Source organism: Acinetobacter sp. YH01022 (genome assembly GCF_013420235.1).
In the GTDB taxonomy this organism is placed as follows: domain Bacteria; phylum Pseudomonadota; class Gammaproteobacteria; order Pseudomonadales; family Moraxellaceae; genus Acinetobacter.
The window spans coordinates 1-18,435 of record NZ_VOYP01000010.1 but is presented as its reverse complement, the minus strand read 5'-3'; the positions used below and the strand labels follow the sequence as shown (position 1 = coordinate 18,435).

13 protein-coding genes and 2 pseudogenes are annotated in these 18,435 nt (G+C 42.9%); all 15 read left to right on the top strand.

Translation table 11 applies throughout. The features are described 5' to 3' along the window. Positions 1-59 precede the first annotated feature (59 nt). Positions 60-1,121, top strand: a complete 1,062-nt coding sequence (locus tag FTT87_RS05105; RefSeq protein ID WP_086197208.1) for a pilus assembly protein PilM — start codon at positions 60-62, stop codon at positions 1,119-1,121. After that, positions 1,121-1,774 (top strand): PilN domain-containing protein, encoded by a 654-nt coding sequence (locus FTT87_RS05100; RefSeq protein WP_180081806.1) that lies wholly within the window; start codon positions 1,121-1,123, stop codon positions 1,772-1,774. The genes FTT87_RS05105 and FTT87_RS05100 overlap by 1 nt, the downstream gene beginning before the upstream one ends. After that, a complete protein-coding gene (locus FTT87_RS05095) occupies positions 1,771-2,508 on the top strand; it encodes a type 4a pilus biogenesis protein PilO (protein ID WP_180081807.1) in 738 nt (245 codons plus the stop codon). The genes FTT87_RS05100 and FTT87_RS05095 overlap by 4 nt, the downstream gene beginning before the upstream one ends. Continuing rightward, complete coding sequence (locus FTT87_RS05090; RefSeq protein WP_180174520.1) at positions 2,508-3,035, top strand: pilus assembly protein PilP; 528 nt, start codon at positions 2,508-2,510, stop codon at positions 3,033-3,035. The genes FTT87_RS05095 and FTT87_RS05090 overlap by 1 nt, the downstream gene beginning before the upstream one ends. A 62-nt stretch (positions 3,036-3,097) precedes the next feature. Continuing rightward, positions 3,098-5,215, top strand: coding sequence for a type IV pilus secretin PilQ family protein (gene pilQ, locus FTT87_RS05085; RefSeq protein WP_180174519.1), 2,118 nt, complete (start codon positions 3,098-3,100; stop codon positions 5,213-5,215). Positions 5,216-5,251: 36 nt separating this feature from the next. Continuing rightward, positions 5,252-5,800 carry a shikimate kinase AroK gene (aroK, locus tag FTT87_RS05080; protein ID WP_092820202.1) on the top strand — a complete coding sequence of 183 codons (549 nt, stop codon included), beginning with the start codon at positions 5,252-5,254 and terminating at the stop codon, positions 5,798-5,800. Positions 5,801-5,817: 17 nt separating this feature from the next. Beyond that, positions 5,818-6,903: a 3-dehydroquinate synthase gene (aroB, locus tag FTT87_RS05075; protein ID WP_180174518.1), complete on the top strand. Its 1,086-nt coding sequence runs from the start codon at positions 5,818-5,820 to the stop codon at positions 6,901-6,903. 3 nt (positions 6,904-6,906) lie between these two features. Next, complete coding sequence (locus tag FTT87_RS05070; protein ID WP_180174517.1) at positions 6,907-7,752, top strand: hypothetical protein; 846 nt, start codon at positions 6,907-6,909, stop codon at positions 7,750-7,752. Positions 7,753-8,205: 453 nt separating this feature from the next. Further along, positions 8,206-12,681: a glutamate synthase large subunit gene (gene gltB, locus FTT87_RS05065; protein WP_180174541.1), complete on the top strand. Its 4,476-nt coding sequence runs from the start codon at positions 8,206-8,208 to the stop codon at positions 12,679-12,681. A gap of 72 nt (positions 12,682-12,753) precedes the next feature. Next, positions 12,754-14,175 carry an FAD-dependent oxidoreductase gene (locus FTT87_RS05060; RefSeq protein WP_131273114.1) on the top strand — a complete coding sequence of 474 codons (1,422 nt, stop codon included), beginning with the start codon at positions 12,754-12,756 and terminating at the stop codon, positions 14,173-14,175. Between the two features lie 227 nt (positions 14,176-14,402). After that, positions 14,403-15,288 (top strand): annotated as a pseudogene (locus tag FTT87_RS05055) (metal-dependent hydrolase). Positions 15,289-15,454: 166 nt separating this feature from the next. Next, positions 15,455-16,045, top strand: a complete 591-nt coding sequence (locus FTT87_RS05050) for a LemA family protein (RefSeq protein WP_092820197.1) — start codon at positions 15,455-15,457, stop codon at positions 16,043-16,045. Between the two features lie 30 nt (positions 16,046-16,075). Beyond that, a complete protein-coding gene (locus FTT87_RS05045) occupies positions 16,076-17,131 on the top strand; it encodes a YgcG family protein (RefSeq protein ID WP_180174516.1) in 1,056 nt (351 codons plus the stop codon). Then, positions 17,125-17,685, top strand: coding sequence for a TPM domain-containing protein (locus FTT87_RS05040; protein WP_180174515.1), 561 nt, complete (start codon positions 17,125-17,127; stop codon positions 17,683-17,685). Before FTT87_RS05045 ends, FTT87_RS05040 begins: the two co-directional genes overlap by 7 nt. A gap of 318 nt (positions 17,686-18,003) precedes the next feature. After that, positions 18,004-18,255 (top strand): annotated as a pseudogene (locus tag FTT87_RS05035) (hypothetical protein); the annotation flags it as partial. Positions 18,256-18,435: the final 180 nt, after the last annotated feature.

Sequence of the window (18,435 nt, the reverse complement as noted above, 5' to 3'; positions counted from 1 at the left end):
ACCATCACTGATTAGTAAGTTACTTTTATTGGGGATAAAAAAATAATAGGAATTATATTGTGCTCAGGTTATATCGTAAGCCGAATAAGGGATTAATAGGAGTAGATATTAGTTCTACTTCTGTTAAATTGTTAGAACTTTCTGTTAAGAGCGGTAACAGGTATTGGGTAGAAAGCTATGCGCTGATTCCTTTGCCTGAAGGTAGTGTTGTTGAAAAAAATATTTTAAATCCAGAAGCAGTGGGTGATGCGCTAGAGCGAGCACTCAATCTTGCCAATACTCAATGTACAGCTGCAGCGCTCGCAGTCCCAACTTCACTGGTCATTACCAAAACCATTGAAATGGATGCGGATATGACGGATGACGAACGTGAAGTCCAGATTCGTATGGATGCCGAGCAATATATTCCCTTTCCTCTGGACGAAGCCAGTCTGGATTTTGAAGTATTGCCGGATCGTTTAGCCAATCCGAATCGGGTAAATGTGCTTTTAGTTGCAACGCGTCTTGAAAATGTAGAAGCACGTGCTGAAGTGCTGGAACTGGCTAACCTGACACCAAAAATTGCCGATGTTGAAAGTTTTGCGCTAGAAAATGCCTATAAAGTATTTTCCGATACTTTACCAATAGGTGTGAATACGGTGGGTATTTTAGATATTGGTCATACCATGACGACCTTATCTGTCATGCAAAATAATAAAGTGATTTATACCAGAGAACAGGTGTTTGGTGGTAAACAGCTGACTCAAGAAATTCAAAATCGTTATGGTCTGTCTTTTGAAGAAGCGGGCCGTGCCAAGAAAACCCGTTCATTGCCCGATGACTATGATGTTGAAGTCTTAGAGCCATTCTTGGAAGCTGTAGTTCAGCAAGCAGCAAGATCACTGCAGTTCTTCTTCTCGTCTTCACAGTTCAATGAGATTGACCACATTTTATTGGCGGGGGGGAATGCGAATATTCCAGGACTCGCGAAATTACTACAACAAAAACTGGGTTATCGCGTCACAATTGCCAACCCATTTTTGCAAATGGGGTTTTCTCCACAAATCGATATTAAAAAAATAGAGAATGATGCTTCCTCGCTCATGGTGGCATGTGGTCTGGCATTGAGGAGTTTTGATTAATGGCAAGAATTAACTTGCTCCCTTGGCGTGATGAGCTGAGAGAGAAACGGAAAAAAGAATTTATAGCAATTTGTATTGGGGCGGCATTCGTTGGCGCTTTGGCGGTTACATCCTCATGGTTTTATTATGACCATAAACTTGAAGACCAGGAACAGGCCAATCAGCTGATTACCAGCACCAATCAAAATCTTGATGTGCAATTAAAATCTCTGGAAGGTTTGGAAGCGCAGCGTAATGCTATTATTGAGCGTATGAAACTGATTCAAGGCTTGCAAGGGCAACGTCCGATTGCAGTACGTCTGATAGATGAGCTGGTTCGTGTTACGCCAGCTAATTTGTACATTACCAAATTTGTGCGTACAGGCGATAAATTCACCATTGAAGGCAGAGCTGAAAGTCCAAATACCGTTGCAGAATTTTTGCGTAATTTAGAAGCATCAGCTTGGTATCGCAACGCTTTCATGAATTCTTTTTTAGCAGTTGAAGAACAAAAAGATAAAGCGCCAAGTTCCGTGATTCCACGTGTTGAAGAGGGCTATGGTTCATTTGTGGTGACTGCTGACTTAGATGAAATCGCCCAACCTGCTGCACCAGAAGCACAACAACAAGCACCATCCAATACAGCTAATTCAACCGTGGAGGCGACCGAATGAGTCTCGATGAATTTGATGAATTAAATCCAAATGAAGTTGTGGTGCGTAAAAAGAAAATGACGCTGGATAAGTTTCTTCAGCAGTTCAATACCTTAGATCCAAATAATTATGGTAGTTGGCCCTTATCCGTCAAAATCACCTGTTGGATTTTGATTGTTGTCATGATTGCCTTTCTCGGGTATTTTTTAACAATTAAAAGTAAATTGGATAATATTTCGAATGCTGCTGCTCAAGAGCAAAACCTGCTTAACGAGTTTCGTGAAAAAGATTCTAAACTTCGCAATTTGCAGTTGTTGCAAGCACAGTTACAGGAAATGGAAGCGAATTTTAATCAGCAATTGGAACAATTGCCTAAAGAAACTGAAATTCCAGGACTGGTTGAAGATATCAACGTGACTGGTGTGAATTCTGGTTTGAAATTTAAAAATATCCGTTTAGAAAATGAAATAAAACAAGAGTTCTTTATTGAACAGCCAATTGCGATTGAGGCAACCGGTGATTATCACGCTTTTGGTTCTTTTGTAAGCGGGATTGCTGCACTGCCACGTATTGTGACTTTGCATGATTTTGAGATTACCGCCTCGGAAAATAAAGAGAAAAAATCTGATATTCCCCAAGTGAATTATAACGTTAAAGCAAAAACATATCGTTATATCGGTGCTGCGGATGCTCAAGCGACAGAAACGCAAGCTGCGAATGCAAATTCAACTGCTACGGCTGGAGGGGCACAGTAATGAAAATGCAAAAATTCTCTCTAAGCTTGATGTTGGGTTTATTGTTGGTGGGCTGTGATTCACGTATTGATGCTGTGAATGAACAAATGGCCAATATTCGCAATCAGCCGCCATTGCCGATTGAACCTGCACCGGTTTTTCCACCTGTACCGACATTTGATTATGCTGCACACCAGCTTAAAAGTCCTTTTTTACCGAGCTCACTGGCTGCTGAATTAAAAATTATGTCAGGAAAACGTGTCTATCCTAATTTATCACGTCAACTGCAACCTTTAGAAAGCTATGCAATTGAATCCTTGAATATGAAGGGAAGTATGCGTAGTCAGTCTGGACAGATCTTGGCATTGATTCAAACCCCGGATGGTGAAATTGAGCGGATACAGCGCGGCAGTTATATGGGCATGAATCATGGTCGTGTGGTCAATATCACGCCTACACAGATTGATCTCGTGGAAATTGTTCCGGATGGGCGAGAAGGATACGTGGAGCGTCCAAGAAGTCTAGTATTAATTGGACCGGCGCCTTAAGTTTAAAAGGAATAAAAATGAATAATAGGTTTAAAGATTTTATATTTGGGGATGGCAATACAATGAACCATTTGTTTCGTCAATTTTCTATGGGTGCTGTTGCGATTGCGATCATGCAGGTTGCAAATGCACAGGTGAGTATGACCAATATTGTACCTATGCAGATTGCAGGCCAAGGTACAGAAATTCGTGTCATGTTTAATGGTTTGCCGCCACAACCTCAGGCTTACCAGCTAGAGCAGCCTTCACGTCTAATTCTTGATTTTGATAAAGCCCAACAAAATTTAAAACAAAATAGCATTCCCGTTGCAACGAAAGAAGCAACTTCCATCGATGTGAGTTCTGATGCCCAACGCTCACGTTTAACCGTGAATTTGGCTGAAGCGGGTGCCTTTACCACGCGTGTCGAAGGCAATACTTTTATTTTAAAAATTAATTCTGCGACTGCGAATGCATTTGCCTCTCAGCAAGTGGTTGCCCAAAAAGCTGCGCAAGGTATTTCTAATATTGGTTTCCAGCGCGGTAGTCAGGGTGAAGGTCAAATTGTTGTGGATTTATTGGGGAGCAATACTCCGGTAGATGTACAACAACAAGGTAGTAAAGTCGTAGTGCGAACTCTGGGTAATAAAGTTCCTGCACACTTGGCGCGTCGTTTAAATGTCAATGATTTCGCAACTCCAGTATCTACGGTCGATGCTACCAATAATGGTGGCAATGGCGTGATTACGATTCAAACTTCTGGCAGTTATGAATATATGGCTTATCAGACGGATAACAAACTGACTATCAGCTTAAAACGTCCTGAAGATAAAAACCCATTAAAACCTAAGGCAGCCAATGCTTATACAGGTAAAAAGATTTCATTAGATTTTCAGGATATTGAAGTACGTCGTGTACTGCAATTGCTGGCAGATTTCACCGGTATTAATATGGTGGCTGCGGATAGTGTACAAGGCAATATTACCCTGCGTTTAAAAGATGTACCATGGGATCAGGCCTTAGATATTATTTTAAAAACTAAAAATCTGGATAAGCGCCGTAACGGAAATGTCATCTGGATTGCGCCAGTATCGGAATTAATTAAGGCGGAAGAAGAAGAAGCTAAAGCACTGGCCCAAAGTGTAAAACTGGCACCCATACAAACAGAGTATATGCAACTCAGCTATGCCAAGGTTGCTGATATTGAAAAACTGATTACACAAACTAAATCTTCGAATAATTCTAATTCTGGTAATAGTAGTAACAATAACAATTCTAGTGAAAGTTTATTAAGCTCACGTGGAACGATATCTGCAGATATACGTACCAATACACTGATTATTAACGATACCGCACAGAATATTGATAAAGTTCGAAAAATGGTTGACTTGCTAGACATTCCGGTGAAGCAAGTGATGGTTGAAGCCCGTATTGTGCGTGCCTCTACAGAATTCAGTAAAGAAATGGGCGTGAAGTGGGGGATCTTGTCACAGGGCATCAATCAAAATAATGATTTGTTGGTCGGCGGAAGTGACACAACTTTATGGGATTTAAAAACACCTGATGATGACGGTAAGTATACGATTCAACGTCCACAGAACTTAAATGTGGATTTAGGTGTAACCAGTCAAGGTGCAAGCCGTATTGCTTTTGGTTTAATCAGTTTATCTGATTTTATGCTGGATTTGGAACTCTCAGCCTTACAAGCAGATGGTTATGGGGAAGTAATTTCTACACCAAAAGTTCTGACTGCAGATAAGCAAAAAGCAAGTGTGCAATCTGGTGTTGAAGTTCCTTATCAGTCTGCTGAAGGTGGTGGTGCAAATGCTGTATCTAAAACCGAGTTCAAAGAAATTGTATTAAAATTAGATGTAACCCCAAGTATTACCCCAGATGGCAAAGTGCAAATGCAACTCGATATTAAAAACGACAGCATTGCAGGTGTAACGAGTCAAGGCGAATTCTATTTAAATAAAAATATGCTTAACACGAATGTTTTGGTAGATAATGGAGAAACAGTAGTCTTGGGTGGGATTTTTGAGCAGGAATCCGCTAATAAACAAACCAAAGTACCATTCTTGGGTGATATTCCTTACGTAGGCCGTTTATTCCGTAAAGATATCAAGTCTGACAATAAGCGAGAGCTATTGATTTTTGTTACACCGCGAATTGTTAATGACAGTGTTTCAAGAAATCATTAATATATTTTGAATTTAACAAAATAAATAGGTGACTCCTTGCCAAGCAATGAGTTTGAAACCCTGCCAAATGTCTATTTGGTAGGGCCAATGGGGGCTGGGAAAACAACTGTTGGTCGTCATTTAGCGGAACTGTTGGGACGAGAGTTTCTTGATAGTGATCAGGAAATTGAGCGTAAAACAGGTGCGACAATCCCTTGGATCTTTGAAAAAGAAGGTGAAAAGGGATTTCGTAACCGTGAAACAATGGTGATTGATGAGCTCACTGCCCGTTCACAGCTGGTTGTTGCAACCGGTGGTGGGGCAGTAACCCAGTTGCCTAATCGCGAATTCTTAAAACAGCGCGGAATCGTTGTTTACCTCTATACTCCTGTCGAAATTCAATTACAGCGCACTTATCGGGATAAAAACCGTCCTTTACTGCAAGTTGAAAATCCTGAGCAAAAGTTACGTGATCTATTGGCAGTTCGTGATCCTTTATATCGTGAAATTGCAGATTATATTATTGAAACAAATCAGGGTGCTGCTCGGGATTTAGCGCAAAAAATCTTACATATGATTGTTTCTCAAGAAACAAAGCTAGTCTAATTAACGGTTTTAATTTCATGCAAACTTTACATGTTGAACTCGGTGATCGCCGTTATCCTATCTTTATTGGCAGTGATTTGGATCCTCAATCATTGCTTGAGCCGTATATTCGCGGAAAACAGGTCATGCTGGTCACCAATACCACGGTTGCACCTTTGTATCTGGAACATTATGTGATTGCAATCGAGCATTTGGGAAAAACAGTTGCAACATGTATTTTGCCGGATGGGGAGCAATATAAAAATATTGAACACCTGAACCTGATTTTTGATGCCTTGTTGGAAGCGGGTTTTAACCGTGATGCCACAGTGCTTGCTCTGGGCGGTGGCGTGATTGGAGATATGGCCGGTTTTGCATCTGCCTGTTTCCAGCGCGGCGTTTATTTTATTCAGGTGCCGACGACGCTTCTGTCGCAAGTTGATTCAAGCGTGGGTGGAAAAACCGGGATTAATCATCCACTCGGTAAAAACATGATCGGCGCTTTTCAGCAACCTCAGGTTGTGCTTGCTGATATGTCGCAGCTGTCGACCTTACCCGACCGTGAATTATCTGCAGGTCTGGCAGAAGTGATTAAATATGCCTTGCTGGGAGACCGTGATTTCCTGGTCTGGCTTGAACAAAATATGGATGGTCTAGTCGCGCGAGATGCGCAATTGCTGGCTGAAGCTGTTTATCGTTCCTGTGCCCATAAGGCACGTATTGTGGCGAATGATGAAAAAGAACAGGGCGAACGTGCCTTATTGAATTTAGGTCATACTTTTGGTCATGCAATTGAATCCTATCTGGGTTATGGGGTCTGGCTGCATGGCGAAGCTGTGGCTACCGGTATGGTGATGGCGGCTGATTTGTCACAACGTATGGGCTGGATTTCACTGGAAGATCTGGAACGTACAAAAAAAATCATTCAACGTGCACATTTGCCAGTAAAATGCCCAGCTATTCCACTGCAAGAATTTCTTGGCTATATGGCACATGATAAAAAAGTGCTGAATGGACAATTACGTCTGGTCCTGATGAAATCGCTCGGGCAGGCTGTGATCAGCAAAGAATTTGATGTGGAATTGATGAAACAGGCGATTTTAGCGAATCAAGAAAAGGCATAAATCATGGCAACCTTCCGGACACAATGGCAACGTATTCAAAACTATATCTGGCTGGTGTGTGGGATGGTGTGCCTGTTTGCAGCACTGATTTTTTGGGCGATTACCGACAGTGATGCTTTGGTTGAGGTAGAAAAGTCTGCTGAAACTGAATCTGAACTGCAAATTCAGCCGGAAAAGGTTGCTGCGACCAGCCTGCTGGGTGCGCTTCAGGAAGAGGTGCGCCCTTTACAAATGACTACACGTGTGGTGACTACAGGAAGTTATGAGCCAGAATTTCGTGGCAGCAAATTTATTAATGAGAATAAAAATGCAAGTACCATCGAATTGTTTCGGGTCACTAAAGATGATGTGATTCGAAGCTTTCTGAAAAAACAGGCGAATCGCAACAACTTTTTTTATATTCGTTTGAGTGGCGAGAACCAGATTGAACAATATGTACTTCTTTATGGTATCTATCGAAATAAAGACGAAGCTCAACGTGTATTAGAACAATTACCGCTACAATTTCCCAAGACTGTTCAGCCCAAAGTACAGGATATTGAAAATTATGTTTCTTTAGTCAATGACATGGGCGCAGATGAAATGGGCAGCAATTATAAGTTGTATGCAGTCAATCTCAAATCAGTCCCTTTGCCAAAAGTGGATGAAAGTTTGCTGGTTTTGCCGAAGCCTAAGCCGGCTGCAGCTGAGACTGATCCTAAAAATGCAACCACGACCACCACCGTAACCCGGCGTGATGAACAGGGTAATGTGGTAGATATCCAGCAGTCACATTCAGGTGCGGATATTGCACCGAAACAAGGCGGAAACAAGATTCCGGAAAAAGAAATTAATGACCCATTTAATTAAAAATATAGTTCTAAAATAGAGCAATTTGAGTTATAAAATTATTTATATGCACAAATATAGTGCGAAATATGTTTCTTGAAAATTACTCTAAAGTTAATGAAATTTTAATATTTCTATATTTAAAACATTTAGCACTCTAATTTTTAAATTGGCATATTTTTTGCTTTATTGGTGCATGAATTGAGTTAATGTCCCTGTTTTGGCGCGAAAAGATTCAATGAGTGTGCGAAATTGTCAAATTTACCTGCTTTAAAAGAGTGCGTAAACGAAGCAAAACATTTTTTGCAATTCATCCATGTACAAAGATCAAAATCAGACTATCTTAGACAGGATGAAGAAGTTTTGCTCAACATTGATCTTGATGTGAGTGAATTGGACTAAATCGCAAAGAAGTTATTTGATTGTTAGATGCCCGTTTTATGGGCCATGTTGAAAGAAGGGTACGCTATGCACATGCCATCGCCTAATACTGTAGCTCCCGCTCAAGGTTTATACCAACCGGATGAGTTTAAAGATAACTGTGGTTTCGGTTTAATCGCCCATATGCAGGGTGATGCAAGCCATGATCTCGTTAAAACCGCTATGCACAGCCTTAGCTGCATGACCCACCGTGGTGGTATTGCCGCAGATGGTAAGACAGGGGATGGTTGTGGCCTGCTTTTGGCAATGCCGAAAAAATTCTTCCGTGAAGAAGCCAAAAAACTCAGTGATATCACTCTAAGTGAAATTTTTGCTGTCGGTACGGTATTTTTAAATCTAGATCCGGCGATTGCTGCACATTCTAAACAAGTGCTGGCTAAAGAGATTGAATCTGAAGGCCTTACAGTTTTAGCCTGGCGTGTTATCCCAACCAATAATGATGCGCTTGGTGAAATTGCAATGCAGTCTTTACCTGCATTCGAACAGATTATTGTCAATTGTCCGATGGGTGTGACTGAGGTTGAGTTTAACCGCAAATTGTTCTTGGCACGCCGTCGTGCAGAACAGCAGTTAAGCAATGATCCATCATTCTACGTGACGACTTTGTGTTCTACAGTGATTAGCTATAAAGGCCTAATGATGCCTGAAGCGATTGCTGATTTTTACACCGATTTGGCAGATGAACGCCTGGAATCCCATATTGTGGTGTTCCATCAACGTTTCTCGACCAACACATTACCGCGTTGGCCTTTGGCACAGCCGTTCCGTTATCTTGCGCATAACGGTGAAATCAACACCATTACCGCAAACCGTAACTGGGCTATGGCACGTACACCAAAATTCGAAAACCCGTTATTGCCAGGTTTAACCGATCTTAACCCGATTGTGAACCGTACCGGTTCAGACTCTTCAAGCCTGGATAACATGCTTGAGATTCTTGTCGGTGGTGGCATGGACTTGTTCCGTGCATTGCGTATGCTGGTTCCACCAGCTTGGCAAAATGTTGAAACTTTAGATGCTGACCTACGTGCATTCTATGAATTCAACTCTAAGCATATGGAAGCTTGGGATGGTCCTGCTGGCTTGGTTATCCAGGATGGTCGTCATGCCATCTGTATGCTGGATCGTAATGGTTTACGTCCGGCACGTTGGGTCATTACTAAAAATGGTTACATTACTCTTGCGTCAGAAATTGGTGTGTGGGGCTATGAACCTGAAGATGTGATTTCTAAAGGTCGTGTGGGACCGGGCCAGATTTTGGTGATTGATACCTTCACTGGCAAATTGCTGGATACCAAAGATGTCAGCAATCATTTGAAAAAAATGCGTCCTTACCGTGAATGGTTGCGTGAAAATTCTGTACGTGTACAAGGTAGCCCAGAACTTGAAGAATATTTATGTGATCAAGGCTTAAAAGGCGACGAGCTAAAAGCTTCACAAAAAATGTTCCTAGTGACTTTTGAAGAGCGTGACCAGTTGCTTCGTCCAATCGCAGAAAGCGGTCAGGAAGCGGTAGGTTCAATGGGTGATGATACGCCAATGGCGGTGTTATCTCGTCAGGTACGTCATGTATCAGATTACTTCCGTCAACAGTTTGCGCAGGTGACCAACCCGCCAATCGATCCACTGCGTGAATCGATTGTGATGTCGCTGGAGACCTGTTTTGGTCGTGAACAAAATGTATTCGAACAAAGTCCTGAGCATGCTGATCGTCTGATTGTTTCAAGTCCTGTGCTGTCAAATTCCAAAATGCATCAAATTCGTACCCTTGGGCGTCCAGGTTATGAAATTGCTGACATTGATTTGAACTATGCAGAAACTGAAGGTTTGGAAGCTGCCATCACACGTATTTGTGAAGAGGCTGCTCAAGCCATTCGTGATGGTAAAACTTTATTGGTGCTTTCAGACAAGAAAATCCGTCAAGGTTTCTTGCCAGCCAATGCGCTCATGGCAACAGGTGCGGTGCATCACCACCTGATCAATGTTGGCCTGCGTACCGATGCCAACATTATCGTTGAAACCGGTCTGGCGCGTGATCCGCATCAATTTGCAGTGATCTTGGGCTTTGGTGCAACAGCAATCTATCCTTACCTGGCTTATGACGTCATCAATGACCTGATTGCCAAAGGTGAATTGCTGGGTGACCCGATTCATGCACAGGCGAACTTCCGTAAAGGGATTGAGAAAGGCTTGTTGAAAGTCCTGTCTAAAATGGGTATTTCAACAGTTGCCTCTTACCGTGGTGGTCAGTTGTTCGAAGCTGTGGGTCTATCTGATGAAGTGGTCAATAAATGCTTCACAGGTGTACCAAGCCGTATTAAGGGTGCTACTTTTACCGACCTTGAAAATGACCTGAAAAAACTGGCTGATACTGCGTGGAAATCACGTAAGCCAATCGATCAGGGTGGTATGCTGAAATTCGTATTCGACAAGGAATATCATGCCTTTAACCCGGATGTGATCAATGCCCTGCATAAATCGGTTCGTTCAGGTGAATACGCTGACTTTAAAGAATATGCTGAATTGGTGAACAAACGTCCGGTTGCAACCATTCGTGATTTGCTGAAACTGAAAACAGATAATTCAATTCCACTGGATCAGGTGGAATCTGTAGAAGACATTCTGCCGCGTTTCGACTCTGCCGGGATGTCTTTGGGTGCATTGTCTCCTGAAGCGCACGAAGCGATTGCCATTGCCATGAATACCATTGGCGGTCGTTCCAACTCGGGTGAGGGCGGTGAAGATCCAGCACGTTATGGCACTATCCGTAACTCGAAAATCAAACAGATTGCCTCAGGCCGTTTTGGTGTAACCCCTGCGTATCTGACTTCGGCAGAAGTCTTGCAGATTAAAGTGGCGCAAGGTGCAAAACCGGGTGAAGGCGGTCAGTTACCGGGTGGTAAGGTAAATGGCTTGATTGCACGTTTACGTTACTCGGTTCCAGGTGTGACCCTGATTTCACCTCCACCGCACCATGACATCTACTCAATTGAAGATTTGTCACAATTGATCTTTGACTTGAAACAAGTCAACCCTCAGGCGATGGTGTCTGTGAAACTGGTCTCTGAACCGGGTGTGGGAACTATTGCTGCAGGTGTTGCGAAAGCTTATGCCGACTTCATTACCATTTCCGGTTATGACGGCGGTACAGCGGCTTCTCCATTATCTTCAATTCACCATGCCGGTTCGCCATGGGAATTGGGTCTAAGTGAGGCGCATCAAGCCCTTCGCGTGAATGACCTGCGTGGTAAAGTTCGTGTACAAACCGATGGTGGTTTGAAAACAGGTCTGGATGTCGTGAAAGCGGCAATTTTAGGTGCAGAAAGCTTTGGCTTTGGTTCAACGCCAATGATTGCATTGGGTTGTAAATACCTGCGTATCTGTCACTTGAACAACTGTGCGACCGGTGTGGCAACTCAACAGGATCATTTACGTCAGGAACACTACATTGGTGAACCTGAAATGCTGATCAACTTCTTCCACTTCATTGCGGAAGAAACCCGTGAATGGTTGGCAGCGCTTGGTGTTGCAAGCCTGAAAGACTTGATCGGCCGTACCGATCTGCTGGAAATGTTGCCAGGTGAAACTGAAAAACATGCGCACCTGGACTTGAGCGCATTGCTTGAGTCACATCCTGCAGCTGAAGGCAAGGCGCAATATTGCCAGGTTGAAGGGAATGCGCCGTTTGACAAAGGTATTCTGGCTGAGAAAATGGTGGCAGAAATGTTGCCAGCGATTGAAGCGGGAATCAGCGGTGAATATAGCTTCACGATTGGTAACTGTGACCGTTCGATCGGTGCACGTATCTCTGGTGAAATTGCACGTCGCTATGGCAACCTCAGCATGGAAGCGCATCCTGTTAAAGTCAATTTAACCGGTACTGCGGGTCAGTCTTTAGGTGTATGGAACGCTGGCGGTTTACATATTAAACTTGAAGGTGATGCCAACGATTACGTAGGTAAAGGTATGGCGGGCGGCCGCGTGTCTATCTTCCCGCCTAAAGGTTCGCCGTTCCAGACTCAGGAAACCGCAATCATTGGTAATACCTGCTTATATGGCGCGACTGGCGGTAAACTGTTTGCTGCAGGTACAGCCGGTGAACGTTTCGCGGTACGTAACTCAGGTGCATTTGCCGTGATTGAAGGTGCTGGCGATCACTGCTGTGAATATATGACTGGCGGTATTGTGACTGTACTAGGTAAAGTGGGCCATAACTTCGGTGCAGGTATGACCGGTGGTTTTGCCTATGTACTTGATCTGGATAACGACTTCGTTGACCATTACAACCATGAGTTGATTGAATTAAACCGTATTTCTACAGAGGCGATGGAAGAGCATCAAGAATTCTTGCTTCGCATCTTGGATGAGCATATTGCTGAGACAGGTAGTGCTTGGGCGTACAAGATCCGCAATGAGTTTGATTTTTACAGCCGTAAATTCTGGCTTGTAAAACCAAAAGCTGCTAATTTGCAAACGCTTTTGAAAACAACCAAAGCTGATCCACAATAATTCCACTACTGCAGATTGATAGGCAGGTGTGGCGGATAAATAAACCGACCACGCCTCCCCACGGAGAGAGACATGGCAGAGCGCCTAAACAATGACTTTCAATTCCTGGATGTCCCACGCCAAGATCCAGAGAAAAAAGATCTAACTGTCCGCAAAGCAGAGTTTGTGGAAATTTATAAGCCTTTTACAGCGGAAATTGCGGCAAACCAGACGCATCGCTGTTTAGGTTGTGGTAACCCATATTGCGAATGGAAATGTCCGGTACATAACTACATTCCCAACTGGTTAAAGTTAATTGCTGAAGGTCGCATTTTCCAGGCAGCAGAACTTTGCCATCAAACTAATACCCTGCCGGAAGTGTGTGGTCGTGTTTGTCCGCAAGACCGTTTGTGTGAAGGGGCGTGTACCCTGAACGACGGTTTTGGTGCAGTGACCATCGGGAATGCTGAAAAATACATTAATGATACCGCTTTTGCCTTGGGCTGGCGTCCAGACATGTCACACGTGAAGTGGACAGACAAAAAAGTTGCCATCATTGGTGCGGGTCCTGCAGGTCTGGGCTGTGCCGATATTCTGGTACGTAACGGTGTTAAACCGGTTGTCTTTGACAAGCGTCCTGAAATTGGCGGCTTGCTGACTTTTGGTATTCCTGAATTCAAAATGGAAAAAGACGTGATGAAACGTCGCCGTGAAATTTTCACCGGCATGGGCGTTGAATTCCGTTTAAATACTGAAATTGGCACTGATGTTACGATTGATCAGCTGCTTGCAGACTACGATGCCGTGTTTATGGGTATGGGTACATACACGTACATGAAAGGCGGTTTCGCCGGTGAAGATCTGGACGGTGTCTATGATGCACTGGATTTCCTGATTGCCAACGTTAACCGTTGCCAAGGCTGGGAAAAAGATCCTGCTGAATACATCAGTGTAGAAGGCCAAAAAGTGATTGTACTGGGTGGTGGTGATACAGCGATGGACTGTAACCGTACTTCTATCCGTCAAGGTGCTGAATCCGTGATTTGTGCCTACCGCCGCGATGAAGAAAACATGCCGGGTTCTCGCCGTGAAGTGAAAAATGCACGCGAAGAAGGTGTGGAATTCCAGTTTAACCGTCAGCCAATCGAAATTGTCGGTGAAAACGGTAAAGTGACAGGTGTTAAATTTGTGACTACACAATTGGGTGAGCCTGATAGCCGTGGTCGTCGTAGCCCTGAACCTGTACCGGGTTCTGAAGAAATCTTGCCAGCTGACGCAGTTCTTCTAGCATTCGGTTTCCGTACCAGCCCTGCTGACTGGTTTAATGATGTGAAAATTAACCTGGATGGTTCAGGCCGTGTGGTTGCGCCAGAACAGCAAGAGTTTAAATTCCAGACTTCAAATCCGAAAATCTTTGCCGGTGGCGATATGGTGCGCGGTTCTGACCTGGTGGTGACTGCAATCTGGGAAGGTCGTCAGGCGGCTGAAGGTATCCTTGATTATCTGGATGTTTAATCTCTCATTAAACATTGATAAAAAACCCGCTTAGGCGGGTTTTTTATTGTCATGACGTATTGCCTGAAATGATAAGTTTTGTGTACCTGCTGATAAATAAAGGATTTTAGGAGTAAATGAGCTGGAAAAATGGCTGATTTTGCAAATGAGCCAAGCATTTATGCCATATATGAAGCAGCAATTCCTGCACATACTGAGTGTCTGTATTTCAGCGAAGAGATATTCAGATGACTCAAGTGACGGCAGAAAAATCATATCAAAATCGTCCAAAGGCTGTCGGAATTACAGTGCGTAAACCGCAATTTACTCCGCAAGCCATTCGCAGGCATTATTTTGCCAATTCTCCCCTCATGTCACATTTGCTGACAGCGTTATCTTCTACATTTCCCATCGGGGAACAGTTTTTTGTGCATAGCGTACGGAATGTCCGCGATCGCGTAAAAGATGAAAAACTTCAGGCCCAAATTGCTGCCTTTATTGGACAGGAGGCTATGCATTCCAAAGCGCATACAGCGTTTAATGATGCCTGGCGTCGGGATGATTATAATCTGGATCGTTTTCAGGCTTGGCTTGCACGTAAAGACAGTTATATTAAAGGGCTGCATCCTAAAATCCAGCTGGCAATTACCTGTGCCTTTGAGCATTTTACCAGCTTTGCTGGGCGGATATATTTTGCGACATCCTGAAATCTTGGCAAGTTCAGATGAAGATACAATCAAACTCTGGGTCTGGCATGCGATTGAAGAAATTGAACATCGTGCTGTCGCCTTTGATGTTTATCAGCATGTGTATGGCGATGATAAAGTGCGACGTATGATTATGCGCAGTGTGACCACAGGCTTTGCCAGCTTGACTTTCTATTCGGCCACGCGGTTGTTTTGGCAGGATAAGAAGAAAAGTTTGCCTAAAGTCACGGGTAATTTTTTGGGAATTTATCTAATCGGGAAAATGTTTGTCCAGTTATTGCCGGAATATCTATCCTATTTTAAAGCTGATTTTCATCCTTCTGAAATTGATTATAGCGAGATCGTCAATATGTGGAAGCAGCGATTGGCGACTGAATATCTCCATCCGGAATTTCAAAAGGAGCGATCAACAGGTGCTTATAGCTGATTGAAATGATACCTGATTCAGCCCGACGCATAATCGGGCTTTTTTTATTTTATTCAAGAAAAATTGAAATTTATCTTGAATAAATAAATTAAACAAAACTACAGCCAAATATGTTTACAATAAAAATATTTAAACAAATACAAATAAATAATAGAGGAATAGCACAATGAATTTTATCAAAAAAACCGCAGCGACAGTGGTGCTGGCAAGCACGCTAAGCTTAACCGGCTGTGGCTATAATACTTTACAGGTGAAGGATGAGGCTGTAACGGCTTCCTGGGCTGAAGTGCAGAACCAGTATCAACGCCGTGCAGATTTGGTACCCAATCTGGTGAATGTGGTGAAAGGTTATGCCAAACATGAAGAACAGGTCTTAACAGAAGTCACTCAGGCACGTGCTAATGTTGCAGGACTAAAAGTGGATAAACAAGTGCTGGAAGATCCGGCTTTATTCCAGAAATATCAGGAAGCACAGGCCCAGATGACCAGTGCATTGTCGCGTTTAATTGCGGTATCTGAAAATTATCCGGACTTAAAGGCGAATGAGCAGTTCCGTGATTTACAAGTACAGTTGGAAGGGACTGAAAACCGCATTGCAGTGGCACGTAACCGTTATATTGCCTCAGTTCAAGACTTTAATGCCTATTCGCGCCAGTTCCCGCAAGTCATGACGGCTAAAGTGATTGGCATGAATCCAAAACCGAATTTCAGTGCTGAACAGGGTGCACAAACAGCGCCGAAGGTGACATTTGATTAATCGGGTGGCTATATAGAAAAGGATGCGCTTATGTCTGCTCCAGAAAAGAAAAGCTCTCTTGCGATTGTTTTGCAACTACTGGTTTTGTGGTGTGCAATATTGTCCAGTTCATTCGCTTTAAGTGCAGAGACAGCAGTCCCGGATAATGAAGATGCCGTCATTGCAGGGAAGATCATTCAGGAGCAACAACAAACCCAGCAACAGCCGTCAGCACAGCCAGAAGTAAAACAGCCGCACATTGCCAATGATATGGCAGAAGGCGAGTCTATCCGTGGACTGCCGACTTTAAATGAGCCGGTTGTGGATCAGGCCAATTTACTTAGTGCGGGTGAAAAGCAGGAGATCAGCCAACGGATTCTCAAGCTGCATGAACAGGGCAAGGCCCAAATTGGTGTGGTGATTGTCCCAACCACCGGTCAGGAAGATATTTTTGATTTTGCCATGCGGGTGGCTGAAAAATGGCAACTTGGTTCTGCAAAACAGGATAATGGTCTGCTCATGGCGATTGCGGTGAATGACCGGCGTATCCAGATTTTAACTGGCTATGGTCTGGAAGGTGTGCTTCCTGATATTGTGGTAAGCCGAATTATTCGTAATCAAATCACCCCTTATTTTAAACAGGCCCAATATGCCCAAGGCATTGATGCTGGACTTGCAGAGATTGAACGTATTCTCAATATGGACCCTGAAGTTGCAGCGAATGCAGCGCAGGAACTGAAAGAACGGCAAGAAAAAGCCTTGCATGAACAGCAAGCAAAACAGAAAACCTTGAGTACCGCCTTATTTATTTTAATTGCAGGGATTATTGGTTCATTTATTGTCGGTAAACCTTTAAGTGCTTCTACAGCAGCTGTCGCAGGTACGGTGACTGGACTGGTCAATGGGGCTGGCTTAATTACCAGTTTATTGATTGGAGTAGGCATCTTCTTTTTACTCATCACTGCAATTGCACAAACCATTTTTCAACTGGTACTTTCATCTGCCGGTCGTGGCGGTGGTGGAGGGCGAGGTGGCGGCTTTGGCGGTGGTGGATTTAGTGGCGGCGGTGGCGGCTTTGGTGGTGGAGGGGCATCAGGATCATGGTAACAACAACGGATACAACAGAGATTGTCACACAAGCTAAAACAGAAGAAGTGAATCAGCCGAGTTTTAAGCGTTGGTTGAAACATTTTTTATATATGCCTGCAACCAAACGATACTTTTCCAAACAGGATCAGGATGCGATTGCCCAGGCAGTGACTGAGGCTGAGTGTGGACATGTTGGGGAAATTCAGGTCGTCATAGAAGGGCATCTACCTGTAAATCAGGCATATTACCAAGAGACTCGTATGCGTGCGCGTCAGTTATTTGCAGAACTTGGGGTATGGGATACTGAATATAATAGTGGTGTGCTGCTGTATATCAATTTATGTGAGCGTAAAGTTGAAATTGTGATTGATCGAGGGATTCAACAAGCAACGGAACAAGCGGTCTGGGATGATATCTGCCAAAATATAATTTCACAATTGGTTGACCAACAGTTTCGCCTGGCTGTGGTGACAGGAGTGAAGTATATTGGTGTAGTGCTCACCCAGTTTTATGCACAATCTGTTAAAGAGCAAAACAACGAATTAGAAAATAATCCGATTATATTAGACTAGAAAATAGGTGGATTAGTGACATAAATTGTCACTTTTTTACTAAATAAAACATTAAAACTACGTTGTAATAATTTTATTTTTTTAAAGTGCTGTTTTTTCTGTCAATTTTATTATAATCAGTTTTGGCACAGTTAGTGCTAACTATAAATTAGCTTACAAAGCTTATAAATAAACAAAAACATTTGTGGAGAATGTTATGAAATCTATGCAAAAGGGTTTTACTCTTATTGATACTCCATAAGTGTCCATATAAAATGAACAATCCATAAGTAAGTCAATATGGACATCATCAAATAGACTACAAATAATAAGCCCGCTATGAAGAATAAATATTACTTCAGCCTTTTTCTGATTCTTTCTATTTTTACCCATGCACAAGAGTTAGACTTAGCTCAATATTCAGATATTTCATCCATCTCTCAAATTGCGTCAAATCAAAAAATCCAAACAGAACTTCAAAAGCTGTTAAAGCACGATTATCAAAAATTCCAATCTAATTTTGAAAATTACTCAGCCCCCTATTTACTGAGAACAGATGAGGCTTTGTATTATGAAGGTAGGTCTGTATCTAGAGAGGTGGATCAGGAAATTTGAACAACACCTATAAGTGATATTTTGCTCCCCAAATGATGTTATAAACATCAATATATGGAGTATTTTATGGCACGTAGACCAAGAAGAAATCATTCAAATGATTTTAAAGCTAAGGTAGCACTTGCTGCGATTAAAGCAGAAAAAACACTTGCTGAA

Bases quoted from the DNA above. Each gene is read 5' to 3' on its own strand.
- FTT87_RS05100 (WP_180081806.1), top strand. From the start codon at position 1,121: ATGGCAAGAATTAACTTGCTCCCTTGGCGTGATGAGCTGAGAGAGAAA.
- FTT87_RS05095 (WP_180081807.1), top strand. From the start codon at position 1,771: ATGAGTCTCGATGAATTTGATGAATTAAATCCAAATGAAGTTGTGGTG.
- FTT87_RS05090 (WP_180174520.1), top strand. From the start codon at position 2,508: ATGAAAATGCAAAAATTCTCTCTAAGCTTGATGTTGGGTTTATTGTTG.
- pilQ (WP_180174519.1), top strand. From the start codon at position 3,098: ATGAACCATTTGTTTCGTCAATTTTCTATGGGTGCTGTTGCGATTGCG.
- aroB (WP_180174518.1), top strand. From the start codon at position 5,818: ATGCAAACTTTACATGTTGAACTCGGTGATCGCCGTTATCCTATCTTT.
- FTT87_RS05070 (WP_180174517.1), top strand. From the start codon at position 6,907: ATGGCAACCTTCCGGACACAATGGCAACGTATTCAAAACTATATCTGG.
- gltB (WP_180174541.1), top strand. From the start codon at position 8,206: ATGCCATCGCCTAATACTGTAGCTCCCGCTCAAGGTTTATACCAACCG.
- FTT87_RS05060 (WP_131273114.1), top strand. From the start codon at position 12,754: ATGGCAGAGCGCCTAAACAATGACTTTCAATTCCTGGATGTCCCACGC.
- FTT87_RS05050 (WP_092820197.1), top strand. From the start codon at position 15,455: ATGAATTTTATCAAAAAAACCGCAGCGACAGTGGTGCTGGCAAGCACG.
- FTT87_RS05045 (WP_180174516.1), top strand. From the start codon at position 16,076: ATGTCTGCTCCAGAAAAGAAAAGCTCTCTTGCGATTGTTTTGCAACTA.
- FTT87_RS05040 (WP_180174515.1), top strand. From the start codon at position 17,125: ATGGTAACAACAACGGATACAACAGAGATTGTCACACAAGCTAAAACA.